Raw genomic sequence first — 22,464 nt, 5'->3', positions numbered from 1 at the left:
GAGGGCGATATGGGAGAGATCATATCCATCGACCACCTTCTGAGGGCGGCGACCGCGCTTCAGACGGACACCGCCCCTTGGGCCGGGACACTCCGTGAACAGGGCCGCGAGAAATTCGCAGCCCTGGGCATTCCCAACCGCTGGCAGGAATCGTGGAAATATTCCGATCTGTCCCAGGCTCTGGCGGGGGTACCGGCGGGCACCGCCGTATCCCGCACCCTGCCCTGCCTGGACGGAGCCTATGTCGCCTTCTTTGAAAATGGCGTGCTCGACATCTCCCGGTCGGCATTGCCCGACGACTATCTCGTGCCTCTTACCGATGTGCTCGCCGACAGCGGGTCGCCTTTTGCCGGAACCATCGGCCGGATCAACGGAACGGAACAGAAGAACCATCCAATCCTGGGCCTTAATACGGCCCGGATGGAACAGGGCTTCGTCCTGCGGGTACCCAAGGGCGAGACCCTCTCACCCCCGCTGCACGTCCGTGTCAACTGGACCATGGATGGGGCAGAAAGCCTGGATGGCCGCCATATCCGGCTTCTGGTGGAACTTGAGGAAGGGGCGGAAGCGACGATCCTGGAAACCCATGGCGGAACGCCCGGTTTTGCGACCGTCGTCACCGAGCTCCGCCTGGCGCAATCGGCCAAACTGACCCATATCCGGATCGACCAGCTCGGTGGCGACGCACGCCAGAGCGCGGTGACCCTGGGCGAACTGGCAGGAACGGCGCAATACAAGGGCTTCTACCTGTCCGAGGGCGCATATTTCTGCCGCCACGAGGCGCTGTTCGAACTCAACGGTGAGGATGCCAATGTGGAGATCGACGGAGCGTTTCTGGTCACCGGAAACAGCCACTGCGACAACACCACCATCATCACCCACGCGGCTCCGCACACCACCAGCCGCCAGGCTTTCCGGGGCGTTCTGTCGGGCGCATCGAAAAGCGCCTATCAGGGATGCGTCAAGGTTCGCCCCGATGCGCAGAAGACCAGCGCCTACCAGATGAGCCGGGCCCTGCTGCTCTCCAAGGATGCACGGATCGCGACGAAGCCCGAACTGGAGATATTTGCCGACGACGTTAAATGCAGCCACGGTGCGACGGCGGGCGAACTCGATGGGGAGGCGCTGTTTTTCCTGCGCGCCCGGGGCATCCCGGAAGAGGAGGCCCGGGCAATGCTCGTCGAGGCGTTCCTCCAGGAAGCCCTGGACACGATCGAGCGGCCGGACCTGCGCGAAGTGGCGTCCGGCGCCGTCAGGGACTGGCTCGCCGTTCATGCCACGGAGGTGATCCATGCCGGATAATCCGCTCACGCTCCGGGCCGCTCCGGTGTCCGAAGCCTTCGACGCCGATGCCATCCGCGCCGATTTCCCGCTGCTGGCGCGCGAGGTCCACGGCAAGCCGCTCATCTATCTGGACAATGCCGCTTCAGCGCAGAAACCCCAGGTGGTGCTGGATGCCATCACCAGCGCCTATGCGGAGACCTATGCCAACGTGCACCGGGGTATCCATTTCCTGTCGAGCGAGTCGACGGCCGCCTTCGAACATGCGCGCGAAGTCGTCCGCGACTTCGTCAATGCGGCACAGGTGGAGGAAATCATCTTCACCAAGGGCGGCACGGAGGCGATCAATCTGGCCGCCTCGAGCCTTGGCGCTGAGATCGGTCCGGGCGATGAAATCATCATCACGGATATGGAGCACCATTCCAACATCGTTCCATGGCATTTCCTGCGCGAGCGAAACGGCGCGGTGCTGAAATGGGTGCCGCTGACGGAGGATGGCGCGTTCGACCTGGAGGCCTTTTCCAAACTGCTGTCGCCGAAGACCAAACTGGTTTCCGTGACGCACATGTCGAACGTACTGGGCACGCTCACACCCCTGCACGACGTGATCCGCATGGCCCACGCCGCAGGCGCCAAAGTGCTGGTCGACGGCTGCCAGGGATCAGTTCACGAGACGGTCGACGTTCAGGCTCTGGACTGCGACTTCTATGCCGCCACCGGCCACAAGCTCTACGGTCCGACAGGCATCGGCTTTCTCTACGGCAAACACGAGCACCTGGCGACTATGCAGCCCTACCAGGGCGGTGGCGAGATGATCGGCACGGTTACCCGCGAGCGGATCACCTACGGCGTGCCGCCGCACAGGTTCGAGGCGGGAACGCCGCCGATCGTGCAGGCCATCGGCCTCGGCGCGGCGCTGACCTACATGAGCGGCCTGAACCGGGCAGCGGCGATCGCACACGAAGCCGAGCTGCTCGCCCACGCCACCGAGGAACTGGGCCGCATCGAAGGCCTTAGGATCTTCGGCAATGCGCCTGAAAAAGGCGCGCTGGTGACCTTCGATCTCGAAGGGTTCCACGCTCACGACATATCCATGCTGCTCGACCGGTCAGGCATTGCCGTAAGGGCCGGAAGCCACTGCGCCCAGCCGCTGATGGACCACCTGGGCGTCAGCGCGACGACCCGGGCATCATTTGCTTTCTACAACACCCATTCGGATGTGGAAGCGCTCGCCGCCGGCCTGCGCAAGGTCAAGGAGTTTTTCGGATGATGGACAGAGGCTTGCAGAACCACGAACACGCAGCATCCGCCATCGCGACCGGCAGATCCGGCCGTGACGGCCAGATGGAAGACATCATCGCGGCGCTGAGGACCGTTCTGGACCCGGAAATACCGGTCAATATCTACGATCTCGGCCTGATCTACAGCGTTACCGTCAATGACCTCAATATCGCGGAGATCGAGATGACCCTGACAGCTCCGGGCTGTCCGGTCGCCGGAGAAATCGTCGGCTGGGTTCAAAAGGCGGTCAACGACGTCAGTGGTATCGATGCCGTCGTGGTGCGCCTCGTTTTCGATCCGCCCTGGGATCAGTCGAAAATGACCGAGGAAGCAAAGCTCGAACTCGGTTTCATGTGACCCTAGCCGTCCCAGGCCGCCAGCCCGGCAAATCGCGGAGACAGTCAAATGCCCGACACCACCCCCTCCACCCACCCAATTCCGGCGCAGCAGGCCTGCCTGAAGGCGGTTTTGCGCATGGCTGGACTCAGGGCCACGCGCCAGCGCGTTGCACTGGGCGAATTGCTCTTTACCGGCATGCATCAGCATTTCAATGCCGACGAATTGCATCAGAAGGCGATCGCGGCCAATGCGAACCTGTCTCTGGCAACCGTCTACAACACGCTGCACCAGTTCAGACAGGCCGGACTGCTGCGGGAAGTAGCGGTGGAATCCGCCTCCAGCTATTTCGACACCGACACCTCCGGCCATCACCATTTCTTCGTCGAGGACGACAAGCAGGTTCTCGACATCCCGCCGGGCTCTGTCTCCTTCGACGGGATCCCGGAACCACCCGAGGGAATGGAAGTGACCCATATCGACGTCATTGTCCGGGTGAGGAAAGTCAGCGCCGGCCGGCCGGCGGCCATCTGAACAAAGGAGACGATTTTGGCCATGCAGAAAAAAGTACCGAACGTGACCTTCCGCACCCGCGTCCGCGATGACAGCATCGAAGGCCCGAACCCGTTTCGCTGGGAACACAAGACCTCTGACGATTATTTCGCCGGCAAGCGCGTGGTTCTCTTCTCCCTTCCGGGCGCATTCACCCCGACCTGTTCCACCTACCAGCTGCCGGACTTCGAAAAGCTCTATGACGATTTCAAGGCCAAAGGCATCGACGAGATCTACTGCATCTCGGTCAACGACGCCTTCGTCATGAACGCCTGGGCCAAGGCGCAAGGCATCGGCAAGGTGAAGGTCATTCCGGACGGCTCCGGCGAGTTCACCCGCAAGATGGGCATGCTGGTCGCTAAAGACAATCTGGGCTTCGGCATGCGCTCCTGGCGCTACGGTGCGGTGGTCAACAACGGCGTCATCGAAATGTGGTTCGAGGAGGAAGGCTTCTCCGACAACTGCGAGAGCGACCCCTATGGCGTCTCGTCCCCGCAGAACATTCTGCAGGCGCTCAAGGAAGCAGAGCCGGTCGCAGCCTGACGGACAACTTGGAAGGCATAGTCGCGCTACCTGTTCGGCCTTGTTGTGTCGCAAACCCGCCCCTGTTTTGTTTGCGACACAGGTGTTCATTTTTTATTTCATTTAAATCAACAACTTAATACATGGCACAGCTCTTGCTCAACAGGTCCTGGGAGTCTGTTTGAGGAATTGAAATGCAAGATGCCACGCACAAACCACCTTTCGTCTTTTTGAACGACACGACGCTCCGTGATGGTGAGCAGGCACCCGGTGTCGCCTTTTCCCTGTCGGAGAAGATCGACATAGCCGAATCCCTCGCGCTTGCTGGCGTGCCGGAAATCGAGGCGGGAACGCCGGCGATGGGCGATGAGGAAATCGAAAGCATTCGCATTATCTCGCGGCTCAGACGGGACTTCCGCGTGCTTGCCTGGTGCCGGATGACCGAAGGCGACCTGAAGGCCGCCCGGCAGACCGGCGCCAATGCCGTGAACCTGTCGATCCCCATGTCCGATCTGATGCTGTCGAACAAGCTCGGTATCGGGCAGGCAGAAGCACTCGCCCGCATCCGCCGGTTCACGCCGATGGCTCTGGACGCTGGTTTTGAGGTTGCCATCGGCGGCGAGGACGCCTCCCGCGCAGATCCGGATCATCTGGCCCGTGTGGCTGATATCGCCGCCGAGGCTGGCGCCTTCCGCCTCAGGCTTGCGGATACCGTCGGTATCCTGGATCCGTTCTCGACCATGAAAATGGTCGAACGGGTTGTCTCCGCCGGCGGTATCGCAGTGGAGTTCCACGGCCACAACGATCTGGGGCTTGCCACCGCCAACAGTCTCGCGGCCGTACGCGCCGGTGCCCGTCATATTTCGGCGACGATCAACGGCCTTGGAGAGCGGGCGGGCAACACTGCCCTTGAGGAGATCGCGGTGGCCCTGGGCCGGCTGGACGGTATCGCAACCGGCGTCGACTGGAAACAGCTTCCCATGCTCGCCACGCGCGTCGCGGCGGCCTCAGGGCGTCCGATTCCACACGGCAAGGCCATCGTAGGCAGCGATGTCTTCAGCCACGAGTCGGGTATTCACGTCTCGGCCATCCTGAAGGCTCCGGAAACCTATCAGGGCCTGGATCCGGCCGAACTCGGCCGCCGTCATACCATCATCCTCGGTAAGCATTCAGGCACAGCGGCGCTCGCCAACGCGGTCGAAGCCATGGGGCGGACGCTGAAGCCCGGTGTTGCTCCCGTGCTGCTCTCCCTGGTTCGCCACCATGCGACCAGACACAAGGAGCCGATCGGCAATGCTGACCTGGAACGCCTGCTCATGGTCGCCGAAGGATTCCTCGGGTTCGGCCCGGACCCGATGATTACGCCCATCCAAGACGTGCATGACGATCCGGGAGCAGGCCACGTCATCGAGTTTCACCGGCGGCTTCATAGTTAGTGTTAGCCAACCGCCGGAGTGCATTTTGCGGCCTGTGAAAAGGCTCTGTCCGGCCCTTTTTGCCCCTCCCGTGCCCTCAGCGCCGCGACAGCTTCCGTTCATCCGGCCGCTACGAACCGCAGACTGTGCGCATCCTGCGGGCCGCAAACAGCGCATTTTTCTGGAAGGTTCAGTGAAACATGAGATGAACGGCAGGAACCCAGCCGGTTCCCTGCCGTCTTGAGTGGCCTAGATGTGCTTCAACTCGATACCCTGCTTCTTCAGGGCATAGCCGATCTGCCGCGGCGTGAGACCGAGCAGCCGGGCGGCCTTGGCCTGGACCCAGCCAGAGCGCTCCATCGCCTCGATCAGCCGGTCCCGGTCTGCCGGCCTGCCTCCGGCGATGGCCGGGCAATCGCCGACGCCCGCATGGCCGCAGGATTGTGCCGGACCGACCGGCAGTTCGAACTCGGATCCGGCGCAGGAAGTGCCGGTTTCCGGAACAGCCGGTGCCAATACGGAAGCCGGCGCCACAGCAGTCAGTTCTGCCGGATTACGGCGCCCGCTCCCCGTCCACAACAGCGCGGACAGGCAATCGCCGCTGGCACAGGCAAAGTCGCCCCGGTCGATCGTGCCGCCGCGTGCAAGCGTGGCTGTACGTCTCACGCAGTTTTCCAGCTCCCGGACATTGCCCGGAAAATAGCAGCGCTCCAACACGTTCAGCGCCATACCCGAGAAGTCCAGCTTACGCCCGTTTTCCTTGTTGAACCGGTCCAGGAAATTCCTGGCAAGCAGCCTCACATCGCCCGGACGATCCCGCAGAGGCGGCAGGAAGACGGGCACCACATTGATGCGATAATAAAGATCAGCGCGGAACTCGCCCTTACTGACGGCGGTTTCCAGGTCCTTGTTGGTCGCACAGACGAGGCGAACATCGACCTTGAGCGTTTTGTTGCCACCGACCCGCTCGAATTCGCCTTCCTGCAGGACCCGCAGAAGCTTCGCCTGAAAGCTGGCGGAAATCTCTCCGATTTCGTCAAGCAGAAGAGTGCCGCTATTTGCCATTTCGAAGCGGCCCTGACGCTGACTGACGGCTCCGGTAAAGGCGCCCTTCTCGTGCCCGAACAGTTCGGACTCCAAAACGCTTTCCGGCAGCGCAGCACAGTTGAGTTTCACGAACGGCTTGGATTTGCGCTCAGACATGTCGTGAATGGCCCGTGCGAACAGCTCCTTGCCGGTCCCGCTTTCACCGCGCAGCAATACGGTGGAGTTCGATTTCGCGACCGTGGCGATGGTCTGCATCACCTTCCGGATGCGGTCGCTCTCCCCGACAATACCGCCGATCTTCTTCGGTGTTGGCAGGTGGCCCTTGTCGGCCAGCTCCTGGGTGAGCGCCTTTTCCAACGCGCTGCGTTCGTCCAGCAACCGCTGACGGTCGGCCGACAGGATCCGGTGAAGCCTAACCGACTGGCCGATCAGATTGGCCACCATCTTCAGGAAGCGGAGGTCCTCGTCGATCCTGAACGTCATCGTCCCGTCCCGCACCCTGTCGATCGACAAGGTGCCGACCACCTTGTCGCCTGCCTTGATCGGAACGCCCAAAAAGGACACGCGGCCGCTCAGGCCCGCCGTGATCCGCTCAGACACTTCCGCAAACAGGGGGTCGGAGGCAATGTTCTGGACAACGACCGGTGTCTGCGTGGCAACCAGCTGGTCAATCACGGCCTGCGGCAGGAAATCAACCCTGCGTTCCGTACTGTCACCGGCGCCATCCGCGGTCGCGACGATTTCGGGATCGCCGGCTTCATCCAGGATCACGATCATACTGAACTGCATCTGGAGAAAGGAACTCAGCACATTGGCGACACTCGCCAGCACCGTTTCCAGGCGTGCCGGTTCATTCAGGAGTTTGGAGATTTCATAGATGCCGAGCAGCCCGATATCCGAGGTCCGGTTGGGCCTGTTCCAGGCCGCCTCCCCGGCACCGGTCAATGGGCGATCAGTTCCGGCGATTTCAACGAAGTGGTTCATACCCGGCGTCCTTGCTCTGGCAGGTTGCCGGCGCGCATGATCAGGCCTATCGGCCCTGCAAAAGGCGCATATGTTCTCACATTCCGAATGCGCGGAACGTCCAAACTCGTATCCGGAAGGTATTTTTGCGTCGAACTCTTGCAAGAAACGCCTCAAGCGCACCAGCAAAGCAATTTACTCATGTATCCGGAACCCGCCTCTCCCTCAGAGCAGCTTCTGTTCCTTCTATTTACGGAGCCTAGCAGAGATAACTCGACCCGTCCTGCGCCAAATATCAGCATTTTCCGGGAAAAAATGCACAAACGAATCGCAAATACACAAAAACACCTACGCTCTTACAGTAGTTGACCGCCATTGATATTGATTTCCTCCCCGGTGACATAGCTTGCCGCCTCGGAGCACAGGAAAGCCACCACAGTTGCAACTTCCTCTGGCCGACCGAGGCGGCGCATGGGAATAAGCGGCACGAACCGCTCCGCCGTGCCCGGCGACAGGATGCCGGTCGCGATCTCGCCCGGCGCGATCGCATTGACCCGGATGCCGTGCGGCGCAAAATCCGCCGCCATTTCGCGCGTCAGCGAGGAAAGAGCCGCTTTCGACGTGGCATAGGCCGAACCGGCAAAGGGATGCACCTTGGAGCCGACGACCGAGGTGATGTTGACGATCGATCCCTTTGCATTTGCGAGTTCCTCAAACAGTCCGCGTGCGAGTAGCAAAGGCGCGAGGAAATTGACGTGGAACACCCCCATCCAGAGCATTTCAGGCGTGGTCAGCGAATTAAGGCGCTCCCCCTCCTCCCCCTTGGGTGAAACCCCGGCATTGTTGATCAGCGCGTCAAGCCGTCCCCCCTCGAGACGGTTCCGGATCTCTTCGATCGCCTCGGCCGTTCGCTTGCGGTCCGAGAGGTCGATCTGCAAATGATCTTCGGGGCCCGCATCCCAGGGACAGCGCACCGCATCGAAGGGTTGCCTCGAACATGTGATGATACGCCAACCGTCCTCGGCGAACCGCCTTACGATTGCGTGGCCGATACCGCGGCTCGCACCCGTCACGACGACTGTTCGCAGTTCAGAAAGAGCTCCCGCACGGGCGGCCTCATGAGCAACCGGGCATTTCGGTTTGTCTAGAACGGAGGTCTCGGCCATGCTGTTCCCAGTCGGTCCAATATTCGAAGACCCTATTCCTGTCCTGCAATACAGGTACCTTTGCCCAAAGGGCATGACCGCTTGCGAAAGAAACAGATCGGGTCTTTTCAAGAAGGAAGGCAGCAAACGGCATGCCAGATGTCACGCCCATATTCCTGAATATTTTTGGCGGTAAGCGTGTCCAGTTGTGTGGAAGATCCTACACTTTCTGCATGAATTGAAGGATTCCGGACACAGGTCAAAACAAATACGGCTGTCTGTCGTGACGCCTGCGGATCTATCCTTTGTACGAATGACTTCAAGGATAAATACTTGGTCAGCCAAGCGCCACAACCGGTATGTGCGCAGGCCACTTGAGGAGTGTGCCGCCTCTCTATATTGAAGAAAGCCTGAAGTTCGTGATCGAGGGCTGAATGAGACCGTTCGCCGTTACAGAAGATCATCCCGTCCCATACTCGCCATCAGACCGCGACTCTGATGGCGGCCGGCCAGAAGACCATCCCGGCGCAGATAGGCCGCGATTTACCGGCTTCCGAGAAACAGATGTCTGGTGAAGACACGGTCGATGGCCTTCATCAGCTCCCGCGCAGCCGCGCTGATCCCGGCAGACATGCCGTGGAATGCTGACCGGCTCCGCTTCAGCAACCCGTCCAGTTTCCCGGGACCTCTTCAAACCGCCTCACGGCAAACACACGGGCTGCGCTCCGCAGCAGGACCAAACCGGCAAGGGCCCGCTGACCGGGTTTCACAAACGCATCTCCGGATTGTGCCGCAAGATACCGGCCGCTTCATTAATCTGTTCACGAATCCAGAGAATTGCGGGATCGCGGGAGCGGTAGCTGTGCCATTGAATTGATTGTTCCAACGGGGGCAGAGCGACCGGCGGCTCCGCTATTTTTATGCCGCCAAGGGCAACCATTTGGGATGCCAGGCTCTTCTGCACGATGGCGATGCGGTCTGTCCCGCGGACCAGCAGGGGCAGTGAGACAAAGGAGTAGGTCGTTACATCAACCCTGATTTTTATCCCAAGCTGGTCACAGACCCGCGTGGCGTAGCTTTCGCCACCGTTGGGCGGCTGCATCGTAACGTGGCCAGAAGACAGGAACGTTGCCTCAGTCAGCTTTCCGTTCTCGAGTTCGGTCTCTGCGCTGACGACACAGCAAAGAGGGTCCTGAAACAGCACCTGGGTGGGATGGCTTGCTGAGCAGAAAACCGAAGGTGCGATAAGAAGGTCCGCCTCTCCCTGCTCCAGAAGAACGTGAGGATAATTTTGTTGTGGCTTGAAGTTTATTTTCAGACCAGGCGCTAACAGGGCTGTCTTCTGAAGAAACGCCGGCATGAGCGTATTCAGAGTATACTCTGAAACAACAAAATTGATGCTCCGGCTGGTTTCTTCCGGGATGAAAGAGGGGGTGGATACCACCGCCGCTTCGATCCTCACGATTATGTCACGCAGTGGCTGCTCGAGAGACGCCGCCAAAGGTGACAGTTCCATCGAGCGCCCGACCTGGATGAGCAGGGGGTCGTCAAAGTAGCTTCGCAGGCGCCCGAGAGCATTGCTCATCGCTGATTGGGTGATGAACACCTCTTCGGCGGCACGGCTGACATTACGGACCCTGATCAAGGTGTCGAGCGCGACCAGCAAATTCAGATCCAAGTTTTTGAAACGCATATGACCCTCCCATATATTTATTTTGTAAATTCTTATTATTGATTAAAGCAATTTTGTAAACACGTCATTTGCCGCTAAGTGTGAACCAAGGGAGGGGCGCTGCTTGGCGTGATTTGCAAAAATGCAAAGCGGAATAGATCTCCCGTATGCGGATGCCCGGTCAGAAGGCAGATACGAGGAGACCAAATGTTCAAGTACTTTCCCACCAACTATGTCTGGAACCTCTCGGTGAATCTGTCGATCGAGATGGGTGCCCGCATGGGAGAAATCGAGGAAATGTGCGCGCCGCTGCAGGAAGCGGCCAAGGCCCCCGATGCCGCCGGCACGCAGGCTTTCCGGGAAACCTGGATCAAGATGGCAGACAAGCTGGTCTCTCTCGCGGAAGAGGACCAGGCGCGGGGCAGGCTCATCTCCGCCGGGGACAAGCTGCTTCGGGCCTCAAATTACATGCTGACCGCAGAGCGTCTGCTCGCCCATGGCTCGGAAGGCCGCGCTGCTCTGTATCAGCGCTTTCTTGGCGCCTTCGAGTTGGGTTTGAACCTGTCCGGCTCGTCCTGCAGCCGTGTCGAAATCCCGTACGAGGGAACCCATCTTTCTGCTCTTTATGTACCGGCAAAGGGTGTCGAGGGGCCGGCGCCTTTGCTTGTTCAAGTCAATGGGCTCGACAGCACCAAGGAAATGAAATTTCTGGTCGGCCTTCCCGGCTGGCTGGCGGAGCGCGGCATCGCATCGCTGATTGTGGATCAGCCAGGCACAGGGGAAGCGCTGCGCCTGCAGAATCTGACTGCACGCTATGACAGCGAGCACTGGGCAAGCCGCGTCGTCGATTGGCTGGAGACACAGCCGCACATCGATCCGAAGCGCATCGGCATGGAAGGTGTTTCCCTAGGCGGCTACTACTGCCCGCGGGCCATTGCCTTCGAACCGCGTTTCGCCTGCGGCGTTGTCTGGGGCGCCAATCATGACTGGCGCGATGTTCAAAAGAAGCGCCTTGCCCGCGAAGGTAATTTTCCGGTCCCTCATTACTGGAGCCACGTCATGTGGGTCTGGGGAGCCAAGGACATGGACGAGTTCATGGAGACAGCCGAAAAGGTGCATCTCCACGGCATCCTAGACCGCATCCGGGTTCCGTTCCTCGTCACCCATGGCGAAAAGGACAGTCAGATTCCGCTGCAGTGGGCACATGCGACTTATGACCAGCTCGTGAACAGCCCCAACCGTGAGCTGAAGATCTTCGACGAGCGCACCGGTGGCGTTCAGCACTCCAGCTTCGATAATTCGGCAAACGCCGGAGCCTACATAGCTGACTGGGTTGCAGAAGTTCTGGGCGGACATACGGCACACGGAGACCGGACATGACAATCAAACTTATGGTCTTCGGCCGCAGGCGGCTTGGCCAGACCCTGTCAGAGCACCGCGCCCACATGAAGGATGTTCACGGGCAGCTGGTGCTGAAATACATCGCGGAAGATCCGGAGCACGCGCCCCGCCGCTATGTCCAGAACCATGCCTTCGATGGTGTCTACTGGGGCCAGCCCGGCCATCCCGCAGCCTTCGCCGCAGGCCTCGACTTCGTCACCGAAGTCTGGTTCCCGGACCTCGCTGCTCTCAAGTCTTCGCGGGAGACTGCCTTCTATTTCGAGCATCTGCAGCCGGACGAACCGCAGATGGTCGACGATCCGACTGTCGTGGGTGTGCCGTTCACGGAAGAGGTTGTCCACGCTCCCGCCACTGCTGGCCAAGACCGTGTGAAGGTATTCCTTGTCTGGCATGGCGATGTGCCCGCTCCTGCCGTTCTGACCGGGCTCACCGGCTCCGCCGGAGAGCAGCCGCTTGGCCATACACGCAGCACACCAGCTGTTCCCTCCCCCGTTCAGGCGGTCGACCAGTTCTGGTTCCGCGGCGAGACCGAAGCTCTGGCCTTTGCTCAAACCTGCCGTGACGCGGTGCTGTCCCAGCTGCCTGCGGATACGCAGACCTTCACGATCACCATCGCACGCGAATACGTCCTCCATGCAGGATGAACCGAAGCCGGTTCGCGAAAGGATTTATCCATGAATATTATCGGCCCTGACTATCTGGTGTTTGGAGTGGACGATGTCGCCGCCAGCACGGAATATTTGACAGCGTTTGGCCTCAAGCCGGTTGATGTGACCAGCGAAGGCGGCCTCTTTGAAGCTCTGGACGGAACCGGGCTTATCATCCGCCACAAGAATGATCCTTCGCTTCCGCCGGCGCTGCCGACATCAAACATGCTGCGGCAGCAGGTCTATGGTGTAAAAGCCGCGGAGGATCTTGATGCCATTGAGGCTGAGCTGTCCAAGGACCGGCGGGTCACACGGCTTGCCGACGGCTCCATCGAGCTGAAGGACGATCACGGTTTCGAACTGCGCTTCCAGGTCACAAAGCGCCGCGAACTGGTGATGCCGGCCGAAAAGATCAATGCTCCGGGGGCTCCGGCTCAGCGCAAGCCGAACGAAATCGGTGTCTGGGAAGAGATGCCGGCATTGCCGCGCACCTTGAGCCACGTCGTGCTTTTCGTTCCTGACATTGAAGTGGCAACGAGCTTTTACTGCGGCCGTCTTGGATTTGTGATCACCGACACCCTGACCGGTGCCGGCCCCTTCCTGCGCCCGAAGGCCAATGACGATCATCACACGCTCTTCTTCATCCGCACACCGGACTACATGAAAGGGTGCGAGCATCTGGCCTTCCACATGGGCGGCCCGACCGAATTGATGGTGGCAGGAACCCGCTTTGTGAAAAAAGGCTACCAGAGCTTTTGGGGGCCGGGCCGTCACAAGTTCGGCTCGAACTGGTTCTGGTACTTCAACAGTCCGCTCGGTTGCCACTTCGAATATGACGCAGACATGGACAAGCACGACGACACCTGGGTCGCGCGTGAAACGCCTCTGAATGCCGAAAGCTCCCAGATATTCCTGTTCGAGATGCGCGAGAAGTGGTCACCTGCCGGGGGGCCTCCACCCGAAGGAAAGAAATGACGTCCACGCCGAGGAGAGTGGACAAGCATAAAACAACGCATCGGGAGGATGGAATGGAGCAGCGTACCGGCAAGCGAATTGCAATCGTCGGAGCGGGTCCGGGAGGAGTATCGGCAGCTATAGCGCTTCGCAAGGCGGGCTACGATGTGAAGCTCTTTGAGCAGAATGCGGAGCCAAAGGCCTTAGGTGGTGCGGTTCTCCTGTCGGTGCCTGTGTTGGCAGTGCTCAGGAACTATGGGATCGATGTCGTCAACAACTTCGGGCTCAAGACGCGCGTTCAGTTCCGCAATCCGAAGGGCGAGGTCCGGGTCGATCTCCCGTTCAACCGCAATGTTGAAAGGGCGATGGGGATTGAGGGATGGCATTACGGCATCCTGCGATCTTCAGCCTATGGAAAGATGCTGGAAGCGCTGAATGTGCTGGATCCAGAGGTGGTTACACCGGGGCACCGCTTCAGCTCTTACGAGGAGCGCGGTAACGAGATCATCGTCAAGTTCGACAATGGCGAGGAGATCGCAACCGATCTGCTGATCGGGGCCGACGGCATTCGTTCACGGGTGTCTGAACAGGCACTCGGGCCGCTGAACCTGTTCCATGTCGGATTACGGGTCTGGCTTGCATGGTGTGAGGACATCGAAGAATTGCCAAAGGACATTGGCGCGCTGCATCACGGCCGCGATGTTCAGGCAAGTTACTTCCCGATGAAACACGAGGGCAAACCCGGTTTTGAGTGGTGGATTGTCGAGAAGTCCTCGGCTGACACACCTTCCCCCGCCAACCCGGAGCAACATGTCCGCCAGCTTCTGGCGCCCTTCTCCTATCCCATGAATCTTTTCGCTGATCGGACCGACTTCTCGCGGCAGATGTTCCGATGGGAAGTCTATAACCGCCCGTCCCTTTCCACATGGTCCAGCGGACGTGTCATTTGCCTCGGCGATGCCGTGCATCCGGTCTCCCCCTATGCGGCCTATGGTATGGGCATGGCCATAGAAGATGGTTATTTTCTGGCCCGGGCCCTGGGACAGACGGATCTCTCGGACCGCGCCTCCGTAGAGAGCGCGTTTGCCGCGTTCGAGGCAGAGCGGGTCGCCTATTGCAATCACCAGGTCGAGTTTGCCCGAAAGCTCGGGAACATCTTCCATCGCATGCCGAAACCGCTCGCCTGGCTGCGCGACCAGGTCTTCGACCGGACCAGGATCCTCCAGTCCATGGTGGAGAAAGACTATCTGGCGGATGCAGAGCGCATGTCGCTTGCGTTGAGGGAACTGCATGTCTGAGAGGGGGACTGCAGGGGGGGAAGCCGGCACATGGATCTGCCGGGCACTCGATATCGGTGAGGGCGAAGCTCGGGGCTTCGGGCCATTCGATGACTCGAAGCGCAAGGTGATCGTTGTCCGGCACAACGGAGCTCTGCATGCCTGGCTCGACGCCTGTCCGCATTACTCCACCGGGACACCGATGGCCTGGAAGACAGATGCCTATCTGAATGGCGATCGGACCCATCTCACCTGCCATTCCCACAACGCCCTGTTCCAGATGGATACGGGCAAATGCGTTCTGGGGCCGTGCCTCGGGCAGAATTTGAAACGAATTGAAATTGCGGTGGACGAAGAGGGCGATGTGTATATCGCGGCACCACGCAAGGGAGGACTAGCATGAACTCGGGTATGAAGAAGATCCTGGTTGTTGGCGGCGGTTTCGCCGGAATGACGGCGGCACTGCAACTTTCCCGCCTGGGAGCCAATGTGGATCTGGTCGAGATCGATCCGGGCTGGCGGTCTTATGGCGCTGGGATCAGTCTTCACGGGTCGACCCTCCGGGTCATCCGCCAGCTTGGTCTGCTCGACCGCTTCCTTGAGGAAGGTTTCGTGAGCGACGGGGTTGATATGCGCGGGCCGGATGACACCGTGCTTGTGACGCTGCCGACCCCGCGCGTTGCCGGTGACGATATCCCTGGCGGAGGCGGGATCATGCGGCCTGCACTGGCAAAGATCCTGTCGGAGGCCGTACGCGCATCGGCGGCGAATGTCCGCCTCGGGCTGACCTTCACCAAGATCGAAGATCATGCGGACGGGGTTGACGTGACGTTCAGCGACGGCAGTTCCGGCCGCTATGATCTCGTCATCGGCGCAGACGGTCTCTATTCTGCAGTCCGAGCCAGCGCCTTCCCCGAGGCGCCCAAGCCCCGCTTCATTGGCCAGTCTGTCTGGCGGGCCGTGCTGCCGAAGCCGGAAGGCATCGACACAGTGACTATGTGGATGAGCGGGAAGCTCAAGGTCGGCATGAACGGTGTCAGCAAGGATCAGGTCTATCTGTTCCTGACGGAAGACCGGCCCACAAATGACTTCGTCGCGCCTGAGGATTTTGTCGAAAAACTGCGGAGCCTGCTGGAGCAATTCCCCTCCCCGATCATCAAGAAGGTTGCGGCGGAACTGTCCAGCGAGCATCAGGTCATCTACCGCCCGCTGGAACAGATGCTTATGCCACGGCCATGGTTCAAGGGCCGGGTTGTGCTGATCGGGGATGCGGTTCACGCAACCACTCCGCATCTGGCCGCAGGCGCCTGCATTGGCATCGAAGACGCGATGGTGCTGGCGGAAGAGCTGGCAAGGGGTAGCGAACTGTCAGCTGCGCTCGAAGCCTTCGAGGACAGGCGTTGGGATCGCTGCCGCATGGTGGTCGAGAATTCCGGCCGCCTCGCTGACATTGAGATTTATGGCGGCAGCCGGGAGGAGCACGCCTCGATCATGAAAGCATCAATGAGAACGCTGGCTGAAGCCATCTGATCTTAAGTTGAGCCGGTGCTTGGGAGAAAGCGCACCGGCTCACCGCATTCTTTACAGGCTGGAGGAACTGGAATGTCGGGACGGAGATTTGGTGTGGCGGGAGCGGCGGCTCTCGTCGTGGGCCACTTTTCGGGTATGATTGATCTGATCGCATTGCCCGTCTGGGTTGGTGCCCTGGTCGAACGTTATGGTTTCAGCCCCCAACAGGCTGGCATTTTGGTGACGCTGTTCCTGCTGGGAGCCGTCGCAGCCAGCACCGTGGCGGCCCCGCGGCTGAACAGCATGAACGGCAGAGCCTTCTCTGCCGGAGGTTTTTTTGTGGCTGCCGCGGCCTTTTTCGCCGCTGCGGGCCAAACCGTCTTTACCCCGCTGGCAGGGCTGCATTTGCTTGCGGGCGCCTCGGTCGGAACCGCTTTGTCCATGGTGCATGGCACGATGGCTCATACCGCGAACCCGCACCGTCTCTATGCAATGGCCGGGATCGCCCTCGGGCTCTTCGCGATCATTCTGCTTGCGGCCATCCCGCAATTGCTGATCGCCTTTGGCGGGCAAAGCCTGTTCTTCGTTTTTGCAGGGGTCATGACTGTGGCCGCAGTCACCTGCGCCCTGTTCTTCCCTCATGCAGAGCCCGTTCAGGACCACAAGAAGCAACCATTCAGCCGGGCGGTCTGGTTCACAATTCTTGCCATCAGCATCATGACCTTCAACCAGGCCATGGTCTTTTCCTTCGTGGAAGTTATCGGCAAGTCGCGCGGGTTTTCCGCTGAACATGTTCTGGCTGTGCTGATTGCCTTGGGGTTCGTCAATTTCGTGCTGCCCTCGCCTCTCGCAGCCATTCTTCAAAACCGCATCTCCGCTACACTGGTGACCCAGATCGGTCCGCTCCTGCAGATCGTCCTGGCTATAATCATCACCTCAGCAACCGCCTTCCCTGTCTGGGCGCCCTCAGCTGCGGTCTTCGTCTCAGTCCAGATCTTCACCCACACCTTCGCCTTCGGGCATCTGACCAAGCTCGACCCAACCGGCCGGGCTGCGGCGGCCACTCCGGCAATGCTGATGATCGGCGCGGCCCTCGGGCCGAGCGCAGGCGGAGCTCTTGGCCAGAATTTCGGCTACCCGTCGCTTGGCATCGCAGCGGTGTTCGTCGGCCTGGCTTCCATCTTCTTCTTCACCAAGGGAAAACATGCATGACCCATCTCCCGCCCATCACCCGTGTTGTCACCGGGCATGCCGAGGACGGACGCTCGATTGTCAGCGAACACGGGCCACTGCCAACAGTGGTGGAAGTCACCGCAATCCCGGGAACGGTCTTTCATGAGGTCTGGTCGACGTCAGAAAGTCCGGCGCGCGTGTCAAATGACGCCGATCCGACGACTGGCCCGCTGACGCTGCCGCCGCCACCCGGCGGCACCCGGATCCGTTTTGTCGACATTCCCCCTGACACGGAGGACTTTCTGAAGACCGGTAAGGACCAGATGGGGGAAGCATTCGCGCAGATCGGGGACAAGGCTGCCTCCACAGTCAAGGAGACCTCGCCGCATCCATTGATGCACCGGACGGAGTCCATCGACTACGGTGTCGTCATTGAGGGTGAACTGACGCTGGTGCTGGACGACGGCGAAGCGCTTCTGAAACCCGGATCGGTGGTCGTTCAACGCGGCACGAACCATGCCTGGGCCAACCGCTCCGGTAAGATGTGCCGGATGCTCTTTGTTCTGATTTCAGGGTCCTACGATCCGCAGATCGCAGAAAGCCTTGCAGACAGCTAGGGTGCGGCCCCCCTAAGGCTGCAGAAGTCCGCAAGCAGGAAACAACAGGAACAGGTTCGATATGAAATTCGCAAGCTATCACGATGGCAGCCGCGACGGCCAGTTGTGGGTCGTCTCGCGGGATCTCACACGCGCGGTGACGGCGGTTGGGATTGTCCCGTCCCTGTTGGCGGCAATTGAGGACTGGGACAATGTTTCTCCTCAGCTCGAAGCTCTCTATGACCGGGTGAATGCCGGTGAAGAACCTTTCACAACCCGCTTCGAGCCGGAGCGGTGCCTGGCACCGCTGCCGCGCGCGCCGCAATGGCTCGATGCATCGGCTTTTCTCAACCATGGCCGGTTGATGGACAAGGCATTCGACAATCCGCCCAACCCGGATTTCGAAACGATTCCCCTGATCTATCAGGGTGCAAGCGACGACTTCCGGGGACCTTTGGCTCCTGTCGAGTTTACCGACGATGCGCTCTTCATCGACATGGAGGGCGAGTTCGGGGTCATCCTTTCTGACGTGCCGATGGGAACTCCCGATCACAAGGCATTGGATCATGTCCGTCTTCTGGTTCAGATCAACGACTGGTCGCTGCGTGCGGTCGGCCCCCGGGAAATGCGCGCCGGCTTTGGATTTCTTCAGGCAAAGCCCTCGACAGCCTTTGCGCCGGTCGCGGTGACCCCGGACGAAATCGGCGATCATTGGGCTGAGGGGCGGGTCGAACTTCCGCTTCATGTAGCGGTCAATGGCCAGGAAGTCGGCCGCGCCAACGGACGGGAAATGCATTTTTCCTTTGCCGGGCTGATTGCTCATTGCGCACGCACACGGCGTCTTTCGGCTGGAACCGTGATTGGCTCGGGAACCGTTTCCAATGAGGACCGCGCCGCCGGTTCCTCCTGTATCTCGGAAATCCGCGTTATCGAACTTCTCGATCAAGGCTCTCCCCGTACGCCGTTCCTGACATGGGGAGACCGCGTGCGGATGGAAGCGCGTCTTCCCGATGGAACCGCGCCTTTCGGGATCATCGACCAGGAGGTGGTAAAGGCCTGATGCGTATTCTGGTTACTGGTGCCAACGGCTTTCTGGGAAGAGGCCTGGCGGCAAAGCTAACGGCTGCCTATCCGGATGCGTCAAGGCTGGTTCTGACTGACACGGCTTTCGAAGGGCCGCAATCTGACGGTATGGAGCAGAAGGCCGGAGACCTGTGCGACCCGGAATTTCAGAAGGAGCTGCTGGAACCGGGATTTGACCTTGTCTTTCACCTGGCCAGCGTTCCCGGCAGCCTTGCGGAGAAAGAGCCGGAACTCGGTCATCAGGTAAATCTTCTGGCTCCTCTTGCCCTCGCGCGAGGGGCCGCTGCCCGGTGTTCAGGTGCCCGCTTCGTCTTTGCATCGTCTATTGCCGTCTACGGGGATCTGAATGGCCTTGCCGTAACACCGGCAACGCAGCCGGCTCCGCTTCTGACCTATGGCGCTCATAAGCTGATGCTGGAAATCCAGCTCGCCGATATGACCCGGCGGGGAGAACTGCGGGCCGTGAGCCTGCGTTTCCCCGGTCTTGTCGCCAGGCCGCCAGTCGAGAGCGGCCATGGATCAGCCTTCATGAGCCAGATCTTTCACCGCATCGCGGCCGGCCAGCCCTTTGACTGCCCTGTCCCGGCGGCCAGCACCTGCTGGTGGTTGTCCAGGGAGGCGGCTGTGACAGCGCTGCTGCATGCGGCTCGTATTGCTCCGGCTCCCGGCCAGACCGTTATTCAGCTGCCGGTTCTCCACGCGAGCCTCAAGGCCATGTCGGAGGCCATTGCCGGAGAGACCGGGATGAAGGCGGACGTCCACTGGGGCAATGACGAAGTCTTGCAGCGGATTTTTGGTGCCATGCCCCCGCTCGACGCCACTCCAGCGCTCGCTCTCGGATTTCAGGCAGATGCCGATCTCGGCACGCTGACAAGAGCCGCCCTTTCAGGAGAATACCTATGAAGATCATTGACCTTTCGGTTGCGATTGAAAACGACGTGCCCGCCGATCCGCCGGGGCTTGGCCCGAAGATCACCTACACGACGCATGCGCAAGGCGCGGAAGAAGTCCTGCGCTTTTTCCCCGGCCTCGATATCGCTGATGTGCCGGGGGCGGAAGGCTGGGCGGTCGAACAGCTGAACCTGACGGCCCATGCAGGCACGCATCTGGATGCGCCATGGCATTTCGCCTCCACAATGAACAATGGCGAGCGGGCCTGGACGATCGATGAGGTTCCGCTCGACTGGTGCATTCGGCCGGGGGTCAGGCTCGACCTGCGTCATCTGCCGGATGGCTATGTGGCGACGGCCGCGGACATCGAGGCTGCTGTCAGCGCGGCTGGCCATGATCTCCAGCCCTTCGATATCGTGCTGGTCAACACCGCTGCAGGTGCCGCCTATGGCCGCGCGGACTATCTCGGCCGGGGCTGCGGCATCGGGCGGGAAGCCACGCTCTGGCTGATGGCAAAGGGCGTGCGTATCGCGGGAACGGACGCCTGGTCCTGGGACGCGCCGTTTCCCGTCACCGCCAAGCGCTTTGCCGAAACAGGCGATGCCGGCTTGATCTGGGAAGGGCACAAGGCGGCGCGCGACGGGATATTCATGCATATGGAAAAGCTGACGCAGCTCGATCAACTGCCGCCGTCCGGATTTACTGTCTCCTGCTTGCCGGTGAAGATCAAGGGCGGCTCTGCCGGCTGGTGCCGCGCGGTCGCCATGGTCTGAGAGGCCGCGCGTTCCCGTAAGGTCAGAGCGGGGACGCGCTCCCCGCAGCTGTCGAAATCCGGGTGGGGAATGGCATCTGAACGCTGTACCCGCGCCAGTCATCATCGGATGCGTGCCCGCCGGAAAACCTCCTGTGGGCACTTGTGTTTGACCTCGGAGGCGGCAGCCGGCTCAGCTTGCAGGTGTCATGAAAGGCGGCCTTCTGGCCCGCATAGCGTGGCCTGTATATCGTGGCCCGTATCTCGGCCAGCTCCCTTCAGCGAGCCCCTGCCCCCCTCAACGATCCCGCGCAGAAACCCGGTAAAGTGCAGAACCCGGGTGTTTTCAGGACCGATTTCCATCTTTGGATAGATACCGCGATAGGCGGAAACCGCCGATGAGGAAAAGGTGACGTAGGTCATTGCGCCTGATAGCCGGACCTGACGGAGAGACTCTTCCGCAAGAGCCCTCTTCTTGCCCAAGATAGGCAAGACGTATGCCCGCTTGCTGCACGGCCATCCCTGCCCCCCCTCTCCCAAGAACTTACCTCAGCTGGACATAGAGTAAAATTGGTTCTGTGAATTACAAGCATCACACTTCTGAATACAGCGCACTTTCAGCAGGCGCCTCTTCACTGAACAGGGAGGAAAACCCTTAACAATTCAAAATACATAAGAGATTCATATGTTTGACACAATCATAGATTCCGCAAATATCAGATATCATTTTATACAATTTTACAAATACTGTGAATCTACCTAGGTCTCCCGGAAGGCATCTCGAACAGGAAGGTTGGAGACTGCCGGTGGCGGGGGGACGCCAAGGGCGGAAATCAGAAAATTGCCGGTGGCATTTTTGAGCACTGCGCCGTTTACGCAGCGCTTGGGTACCGTCTTTTCCTCCGTTGACATTTACACCGTTGTTCATGTGAGGAGGATGAATAATGCGATTGAAGACACTTGGGTTCGTACTAAGTCTGTCCACGATGATGCTTTGCCCGGCCCAAGCGGCGGAAAACGGCAATACACAATATAGTCCAGGATCCAGCCAATTTTTTGCTGGCGCATTTCCGCCTTTTCCAGGTCTCTATTTCCTTTCCCAATCGAGTTATTACGCCTCCAACCGTCTGAATGACGGCAATGGGAAGGAAATACCGATCGACTTCAAGGTTAGGGCAGCTTCGGAAACGATGCGTTTTCTCTATGTAACGCCCCTAGAGTTCGCAGGCGCCCGGTTGTCGACGCAGCTGGTTGTGCCGATTGTCAACGTCGACCTGTCGACCGCCTTCTTCTCGGCCAGCGACCTCGGACTGGCGGATATGGTGGGCACAATCGGCCTGACCTGGCATCCTGACCGCAAGTCCAGCTACACTCTGGGTCTCGACATTGCGGCACCCGTTGGCAAATACGACGTCGCCAATGCCGCAAGCCCCGGCCTCAATCACTGGTCCTTCCAGCCAGCGCTCGGCTATCATTATTCTGATCCGCAAGGACTGGAAATTGGCGCGCTCGCCCGTCTCATCTTCAATACGGAGAACCCGGACACGAACTACACCTCAGGTAATGAGTTTGTTCTCGATTATGCTGCGGGCTGGAACTTCGACAAATGGCGCATCGGCGCCGTCGGCTATTATCTCCAGCAGTTGACGGATGACAGCGGCCCCGGGGCTCCTGCCGATGGGCATCGCGGCAAAGGACTGGCAATTGGCCCTTCGCTCACTTACTCGTTCACTCCGGCGCTGCAGCTCAGCTCCTCTTGGCAGCATGACGTCATTGCCGAAAACAGGGCGCAGGGTGATACTTTCTGGTTCAATATCGCAGCAAAGTTCTAGAGCACTTTCCGGTCATGCACGGTCAAATCCTGCAGCGGCCAAGCAGTTCTGGCATTCGCCTGGTGTGAAGACATCGTTTCCTTGGACAGATACGCTTCACAGCCTGTTGCTTGTGCGGAATGCTGTCTTTTTCCAG

The 22,464-nt window shown here is 59.9% G+C and carries 22 protein-coding genes; 18 read left to right on the top strand and 4 right to left on the bottom strand.

Going from position 1 to position 22,464, the window contains the following annotated elements:
• Positions 1–9: 9 nt before the first annotated feature.
• The 6 genes from sufD to nifV all read left to right on the top strand — a co-directional run bounded on the left by sufD (position 10) and on the right by nifV (position 5,408).
• On the top strand, positions 10–1,302 hold the full coding sequence (gene sufD / locus IG616_RS17350) for a Fe-S cluster assembly protein SufD (RefSeq protein WP_192149439.1): 1,293 nt from the start codon (positions 10–12) through the stop codon (positions 1,300–1,302).
• Positions 1,292–2,551: a cysteine desulfurase gene (locus IG616_RS17345; protein WP_192149438.1), complete on the top strand. Its 1,260-nt coding sequence runs from the start codon at positions 1,292–1,294 to the stop codon at positions 2,549–2,551. The genes sufD and IG616_RS17345 overlap by 11 nt, the downstream gene beginning before the upstream one ends.
• Complete coding sequence (locus IG616_RS17340; RefSeq protein WP_192149550.1) at positions 2,551–2,919, top strand: iron-sulfur cluster assembly protein; 369 nt, start codon at positions 2,551–2,553, stop codon at positions 2,917–2,919. The genes IG616_RS17345 and IG616_RS17340 overlap by 1 nt, the downstream gene beginning before the upstream one ends.
• Before the next feature lie 48 nt (positions 2,920–2,967).
• A complete protein-coding gene (gene irrA / locus IG616_RS17335) occupies positions 2,968–3,432 on the top strand; it encodes an iron response transcriptional regulator IrrA (RefSeq protein ID WP_192149437.1) in 465 nt (154 codons plus the stop codon).
• Between the two features lie 21 nt (positions 3,433–3,453).
• On the top strand, positions 3,454–3,993 hold the full coding sequence (locus IG616_RS17330) for a peroxiredoxin (protein ID WP_192149436.1): 540 nt from the start codon (positions 3,454–3,456) through the stop codon (positions 3,991–3,993).
• 173 nt (positions 3,994–4,166) lie between these two features.
• Positions 4,167–5,408 (top strand): homocitrate synthase, encoded by a 1,242-nt coding sequence (gene nifV, locus IG616_RS17325; RefSeq protein WP_192149435.1) that lies wholly within the window; start codon positions 4,167–4,169, stop codon positions 5,406–5,408.
• Positions 5,409–5,636: 228 nt separating this feature from the next.
• On the opposite strand, the gene nifA is transcribed toward nifV, so the two are convergent.
• From nifA to IG616_RS17310, 3 genes are all read right to left on the bottom strand, one after another.
• Positions 5,637–7,418 (bottom strand): nif-specific transcriptional activator NifA, encoded by a 1,782-nt coding sequence (gene nifA / locus IG616_RS17320; RefSeq protein ID WP_192149434.1) that lies wholly within the window; start codon positions 7,416–7,418, stop codon positions 5,637–5,639.
• 335 nt (positions 7,419–7,753) lie between these two features.
• Positions 7,754–8,563 carry an SDR family NAD(P)-dependent oxidoreductase gene (locus IG616_RS17315; RefSeq protein WP_192149433.1) on the bottom strand — a complete coding sequence of 270 codons (810 nt, stop codon included), beginning with the start codon at positions 8,561–8,563 and terminating at the stop codon, positions 7,754–7,756.
• A 745-nt stretch (positions 8,564–9,308) separates the two neighbouring features.
• The gene (locus IG616_RS17310; protein WP_192149432.1) at positions 9,309–10,235 is read right to left on the bottom strand and encodes a LysR family transcriptional regulator; all 927 of its coding nucleotides are present in this window, start codon (positions 10,233–10,235) and stop codon (positions 9,309–9,311) included.
• Positions 10,236–10,421: 186 nt separating this feature from the next.
• On the opposite strand from IG616_RS17310, the gene IG616_RS17305 reads away from it, so the two are divergent.
• The 11 genes from IG616_RS17305 (at position 10,422) to IG616_RS17255 (ending at position 20,518) form a co-directional block, all read left to right on the top strand.
• Entirely contained in the window at positions 10,422–11,594 is a 1,173-nt protein-coding gene (locus tag IG616_RS17305; protein WP_192149431.1) for an alpha/beta hydrolase family protein, read from the top strand.
• A complete protein-coding gene (locus IG616_RS17300; RefSeq protein WP_192149430.1) occupies positions 11,591–12,259 on the top strand; it encodes an EthD domain-containing protein in 669 nt (222 codons plus the stop codon). The genes IG616_RS17305 and IG616_RS17300 overlap by 4 nt, the downstream gene beginning before the upstream one ends.
• Before the next feature lie 30 nt (positions 12,260–12,289).
• A complete protein-coding gene (locus tag IG616_RS17295; protein WP_192149429.1) occupies positions 12,290–13,237 on the top strand; it encodes a VOC family protein in 948 nt (315 codons plus the stop codon).
• A 53-nt stretch (positions 13,238–13,290) separates the two neighbouring features.
• The gene (locus tag IG616_RS17290) at positions 13,291–14,514 is read left to right on the top strand and encodes an FAD-dependent oxidoreductase (RefSeq protein ID WP_192149428.1); all 1,224 of its coding nucleotides are present in this window, start codon (positions 13,291–13,293) and stop codon (positions 14,512–14,514) included.
• Positions 14,507–14,896 (top strand): Rieske (2Fe-2S) protein, encoded by a 390-nt coding sequence (locus IG616_RS17285; protein WP_192149427.1) that lies wholly within the window; start codon positions 14,507–14,509, stop codon positions 14,894–14,896. The genes IG616_RS17290 and IG616_RS17285 overlap by 8 nt, the downstream gene beginning before the upstream one ends.
• Positions 14,893–16,023, top strand: coding sequence for an FAD-dependent oxidoreductase (locus IG616_RS17280; RefSeq protein ID WP_192149426.1), 1,131 nt, complete (start codon positions 14,893–14,895; stop codon positions 16,021–16,023). The genes IG616_RS17285 and IG616_RS17280 overlap by 4 nt, the downstream gene beginning before the upstream one ends.
• Positions 16,024–16,095: 72 nt before the next feature.
• A complete protein-coding gene (locus tag IG616_RS17275; RefSeq protein ID WP_192149425.1) occupies positions 16,096–17,214 on the top strand; it encodes an MFS transporter in 1,119 nt (372 codons plus the stop codon).
• Positions 17,211–17,792 (top strand): cupin domain-containing protein, encoded by a 582-nt coding sequence (locus IG616_RS17270; protein WP_192149424.1) that lies wholly within the window; start codon positions 17,211–17,213, stop codon positions 17,790–17,792. The genes IG616_RS17275 and IG616_RS17270 overlap by 4 nt, the downstream gene beginning before the upstream one ends.
• A gap of 61 nt (positions 17,793–17,853) precedes the next feature.
• The gene (locus IG616_RS17265; protein WP_192149423.1) at positions 17,854–18,831 is read left to right on the top strand and encodes a fumarylacetoacetate hydrolase family protein; all 978 of its coding nucleotides are present in this window, start codon (positions 17,854–17,856) and stop codon (positions 18,829–18,831) included.
• On the top strand, positions 18,831–19,757 hold the full coding sequence (locus IG616_RS17260) for an NAD-dependent epimerase/dehydratase family protein (RefSeq protein WP_192149422.1): 927 nt from the start codon (positions 18,831–18,833) through the stop codon (positions 19,755–19,757). Before IG616_RS17265 ends, IG616_RS17260 begins: the two co-directional genes overlap by 1 nt.
• Positions 19,748–20,518 carry a cyclase family protein gene (locus tag IG616_RS17255; RefSeq protein WP_192149549.1) on the top strand — a complete coding sequence of 257 codons (771 nt, stop codon included), beginning with the start codon at positions 19,748–19,750 and terminating at the stop codon, positions 20,516–20,518. The genes IG616_RS17260 and IG616_RS17255 overlap by 10 nt, the downstream gene beginning before the upstream one ends.
• Before the next feature lie 185 nt (positions 20,519–20,703).
• On the opposite strand, the gene IG616_RS17250 is transcribed toward IG616_RS17255, so the two are convergent.
• Positions 20,704–20,919, bottom strand: a complete 216-nt coding sequence (locus IG616_RS17250) for a hypothetical protein (protein WP_192149421.1) — start codon at positions 20,917–20,919, stop codon at positions 20,704–20,706.
• Positions 20,920–21,440: 521 nt separating this feature from the next.
• Between IG616_RS17250 and IG616_RS17245 the strand changes: the two genes are divergently transcribed.
• Positions 21,441–22,328, top strand: coding sequence for a SphA family protein (locus IG616_RS17245; protein WP_192149420.1), 888 nt, complete (start codon positions 21,441–21,443; stop codon positions 22,326–22,328).
• The last annotated feature ends 136 nt before the right edge of the window (positions 22,329–22,464 follow it).

This window comes from Roseibium litorale (assembly GCF_014842915.1).
Taxonomy (GTDB): domain Bacteria; phylum Pseudomonadota; class Alphaproteobacteria; order Rhizobiales; family Stappiaceae; genus Roseibium; species Roseibium litorale.
This window is presented reverse-complemented; position numbering and strand designations above follow the sequence as displayed.

What these genes read in the sequence shown, in the direction of transcription:
- nifA (WP_192149434.1), bottom strand. Translation starts at nt 7,418, where the DNA reads ATGAACCACTTCGTTGAAATCGCCGGAACTGATCGCCCATTGACCGGT.
- IG616_RS17265 (WP_192149423.1), top strand. Translation starts at nt 17,854, where the DNA reads ATGAAATTCGCAAGCTATCACGATGGCAGCCGCGACGGCCAGTTGTGG.
- IG616_RS17290 (WP_192149428.1), top strand. Translation starts at nt 13,291, where the DNA reads ATGGAGCAGCGTACCGGCAAGCGAATTGCAATCGTCGGAGCGGGTCCG.
- IG616_RS17315 (WP_192149433.1), bottom strand. Translation starts at nt 8,563, where the DNA reads ATGGCCGAGACCTCCGTTCTAGACAAACCGAAATGCCCGGTTGCTCAT.
- IG616_RS17275 (WP_192149425.1), top strand. Translation starts at nt 16,096, where the DNA reads ATGTCGGGACGGAGATTTGGTGTGGCGGGAGCGGCGGCTCTCGTCGTG.
- IG616_RS17245 (WP_192149420.1), top strand. Translation starts at nt 21,441, where the DNA reads ATGCGATTGAAGACACTTGGGTTCGTACTAAGTCTGTCCACGATGATG.
- IG616_RS17340 (WP_192149550.1), top strand. Translation starts at nt 2,551, where the DNA reads ATGGACAGAGGCTTGCAGAACCACGAACACGCAGCATCCGCCATCGCG.
- irrA (WP_192149437.1), top strand. Translation starts at nt 2,968, where the DNA reads ATGCCCGACACCACCCCCTCCACCCACCCAATTCCGGCGCAGCAGGCC.
- IG616_RS17330 (WP_192149436.1), top strand. Translation starts at nt 3,454, where the DNA reads ATGCAGAAAAAAGTACCGAACGTGACCTTCCGCACCCGCGTCCGCGAT.
- IG616_RS17260 (WP_192149422.1), top strand. Translation starts at nt 18,831, where the DNA reads ATGCGTATTCTGGTTACTGGTGCCAACGGCTTTCTGGGAAGAGGCCTG.
- IG616_RS17295 (WP_192149429.1), top strand. Translation starts at nt 12,290, where the DNA reads ATGAATATTATCGGCCCTGACTATCTGGTGTTTGGAGTGGACGATGTC.
- IG616_RS17280 (WP_192149426.1), top strand. Translation starts at nt 14,893, where the DNA reads ATGAACTCGGGTATGAAGAAGATCCTGGTTGTTGGCGGCGGTTTCGCC.
- sufD (WP_192149439.1), top strand. Translation starts at nt 10, where the DNA reads ATGGGAGAGATCATATCCATCGACCACCTTCTGAGGGCGGCGACCGCG.
- IG616_RS17345 (WP_192149438.1), top strand. Translation starts at nt 1,292, where the DNA reads ATGCCGGATAATCCGCTCACGCTCCGGGCCGCTCCGGTGTCCGAAGCC.
- nifV (WP_192149435.1), top strand. Translation starts at nt 4,167, where the DNA reads ATGCAAGATGCCACGCACAAACCACCTTTCGTCTTTTTGAACGACACG.
- IG616_RS17310 (WP_192149432.1), bottom strand. Translation starts at nt 10,235, where the DNA reads ATGCGTTTCAAAAACTTGGATCTGAATTTGCTGGTCGCGCTCGACACC.
- IG616_RS17250 (WP_192149421.1), bottom strand. Translation starts at nt 20,919, where the DNA reads ATGACCTACGTCACCTTTTCCTCATCGGCGGTTTCCGCCTATCGCGGT.
- IG616_RS17285 (WP_192149427.1), top strand. Translation starts at nt 14,507, where the DNA reads ATGTCTGAGAGGGGGACTGCAGGGGGGGAAGCCGGCACATGGATCTGC.
- IG616_RS17270 (WP_192149424.1), top strand. Translation starts at nt 17,211, where the DNA reads ATGACCCATCTCCCGCCCATCACCCGTGTTGTCACCGGGCATGCCGAG.
- IG616_RS17300 (WP_192149430.1), top strand. Translation starts at nt 11,591, where the DNA reads ATGACAATCAAACTTATGGTCTTCGGCCGCAGGCGGCTTGGCCAGACC.
- IG616_RS17305 (WP_192149431.1), top strand. Translation starts at nt 10,422, where the DNA reads ATGTTCAAGTACTTTCCCACCAACTATGTCTGGAACCTCTCGGTGAAT.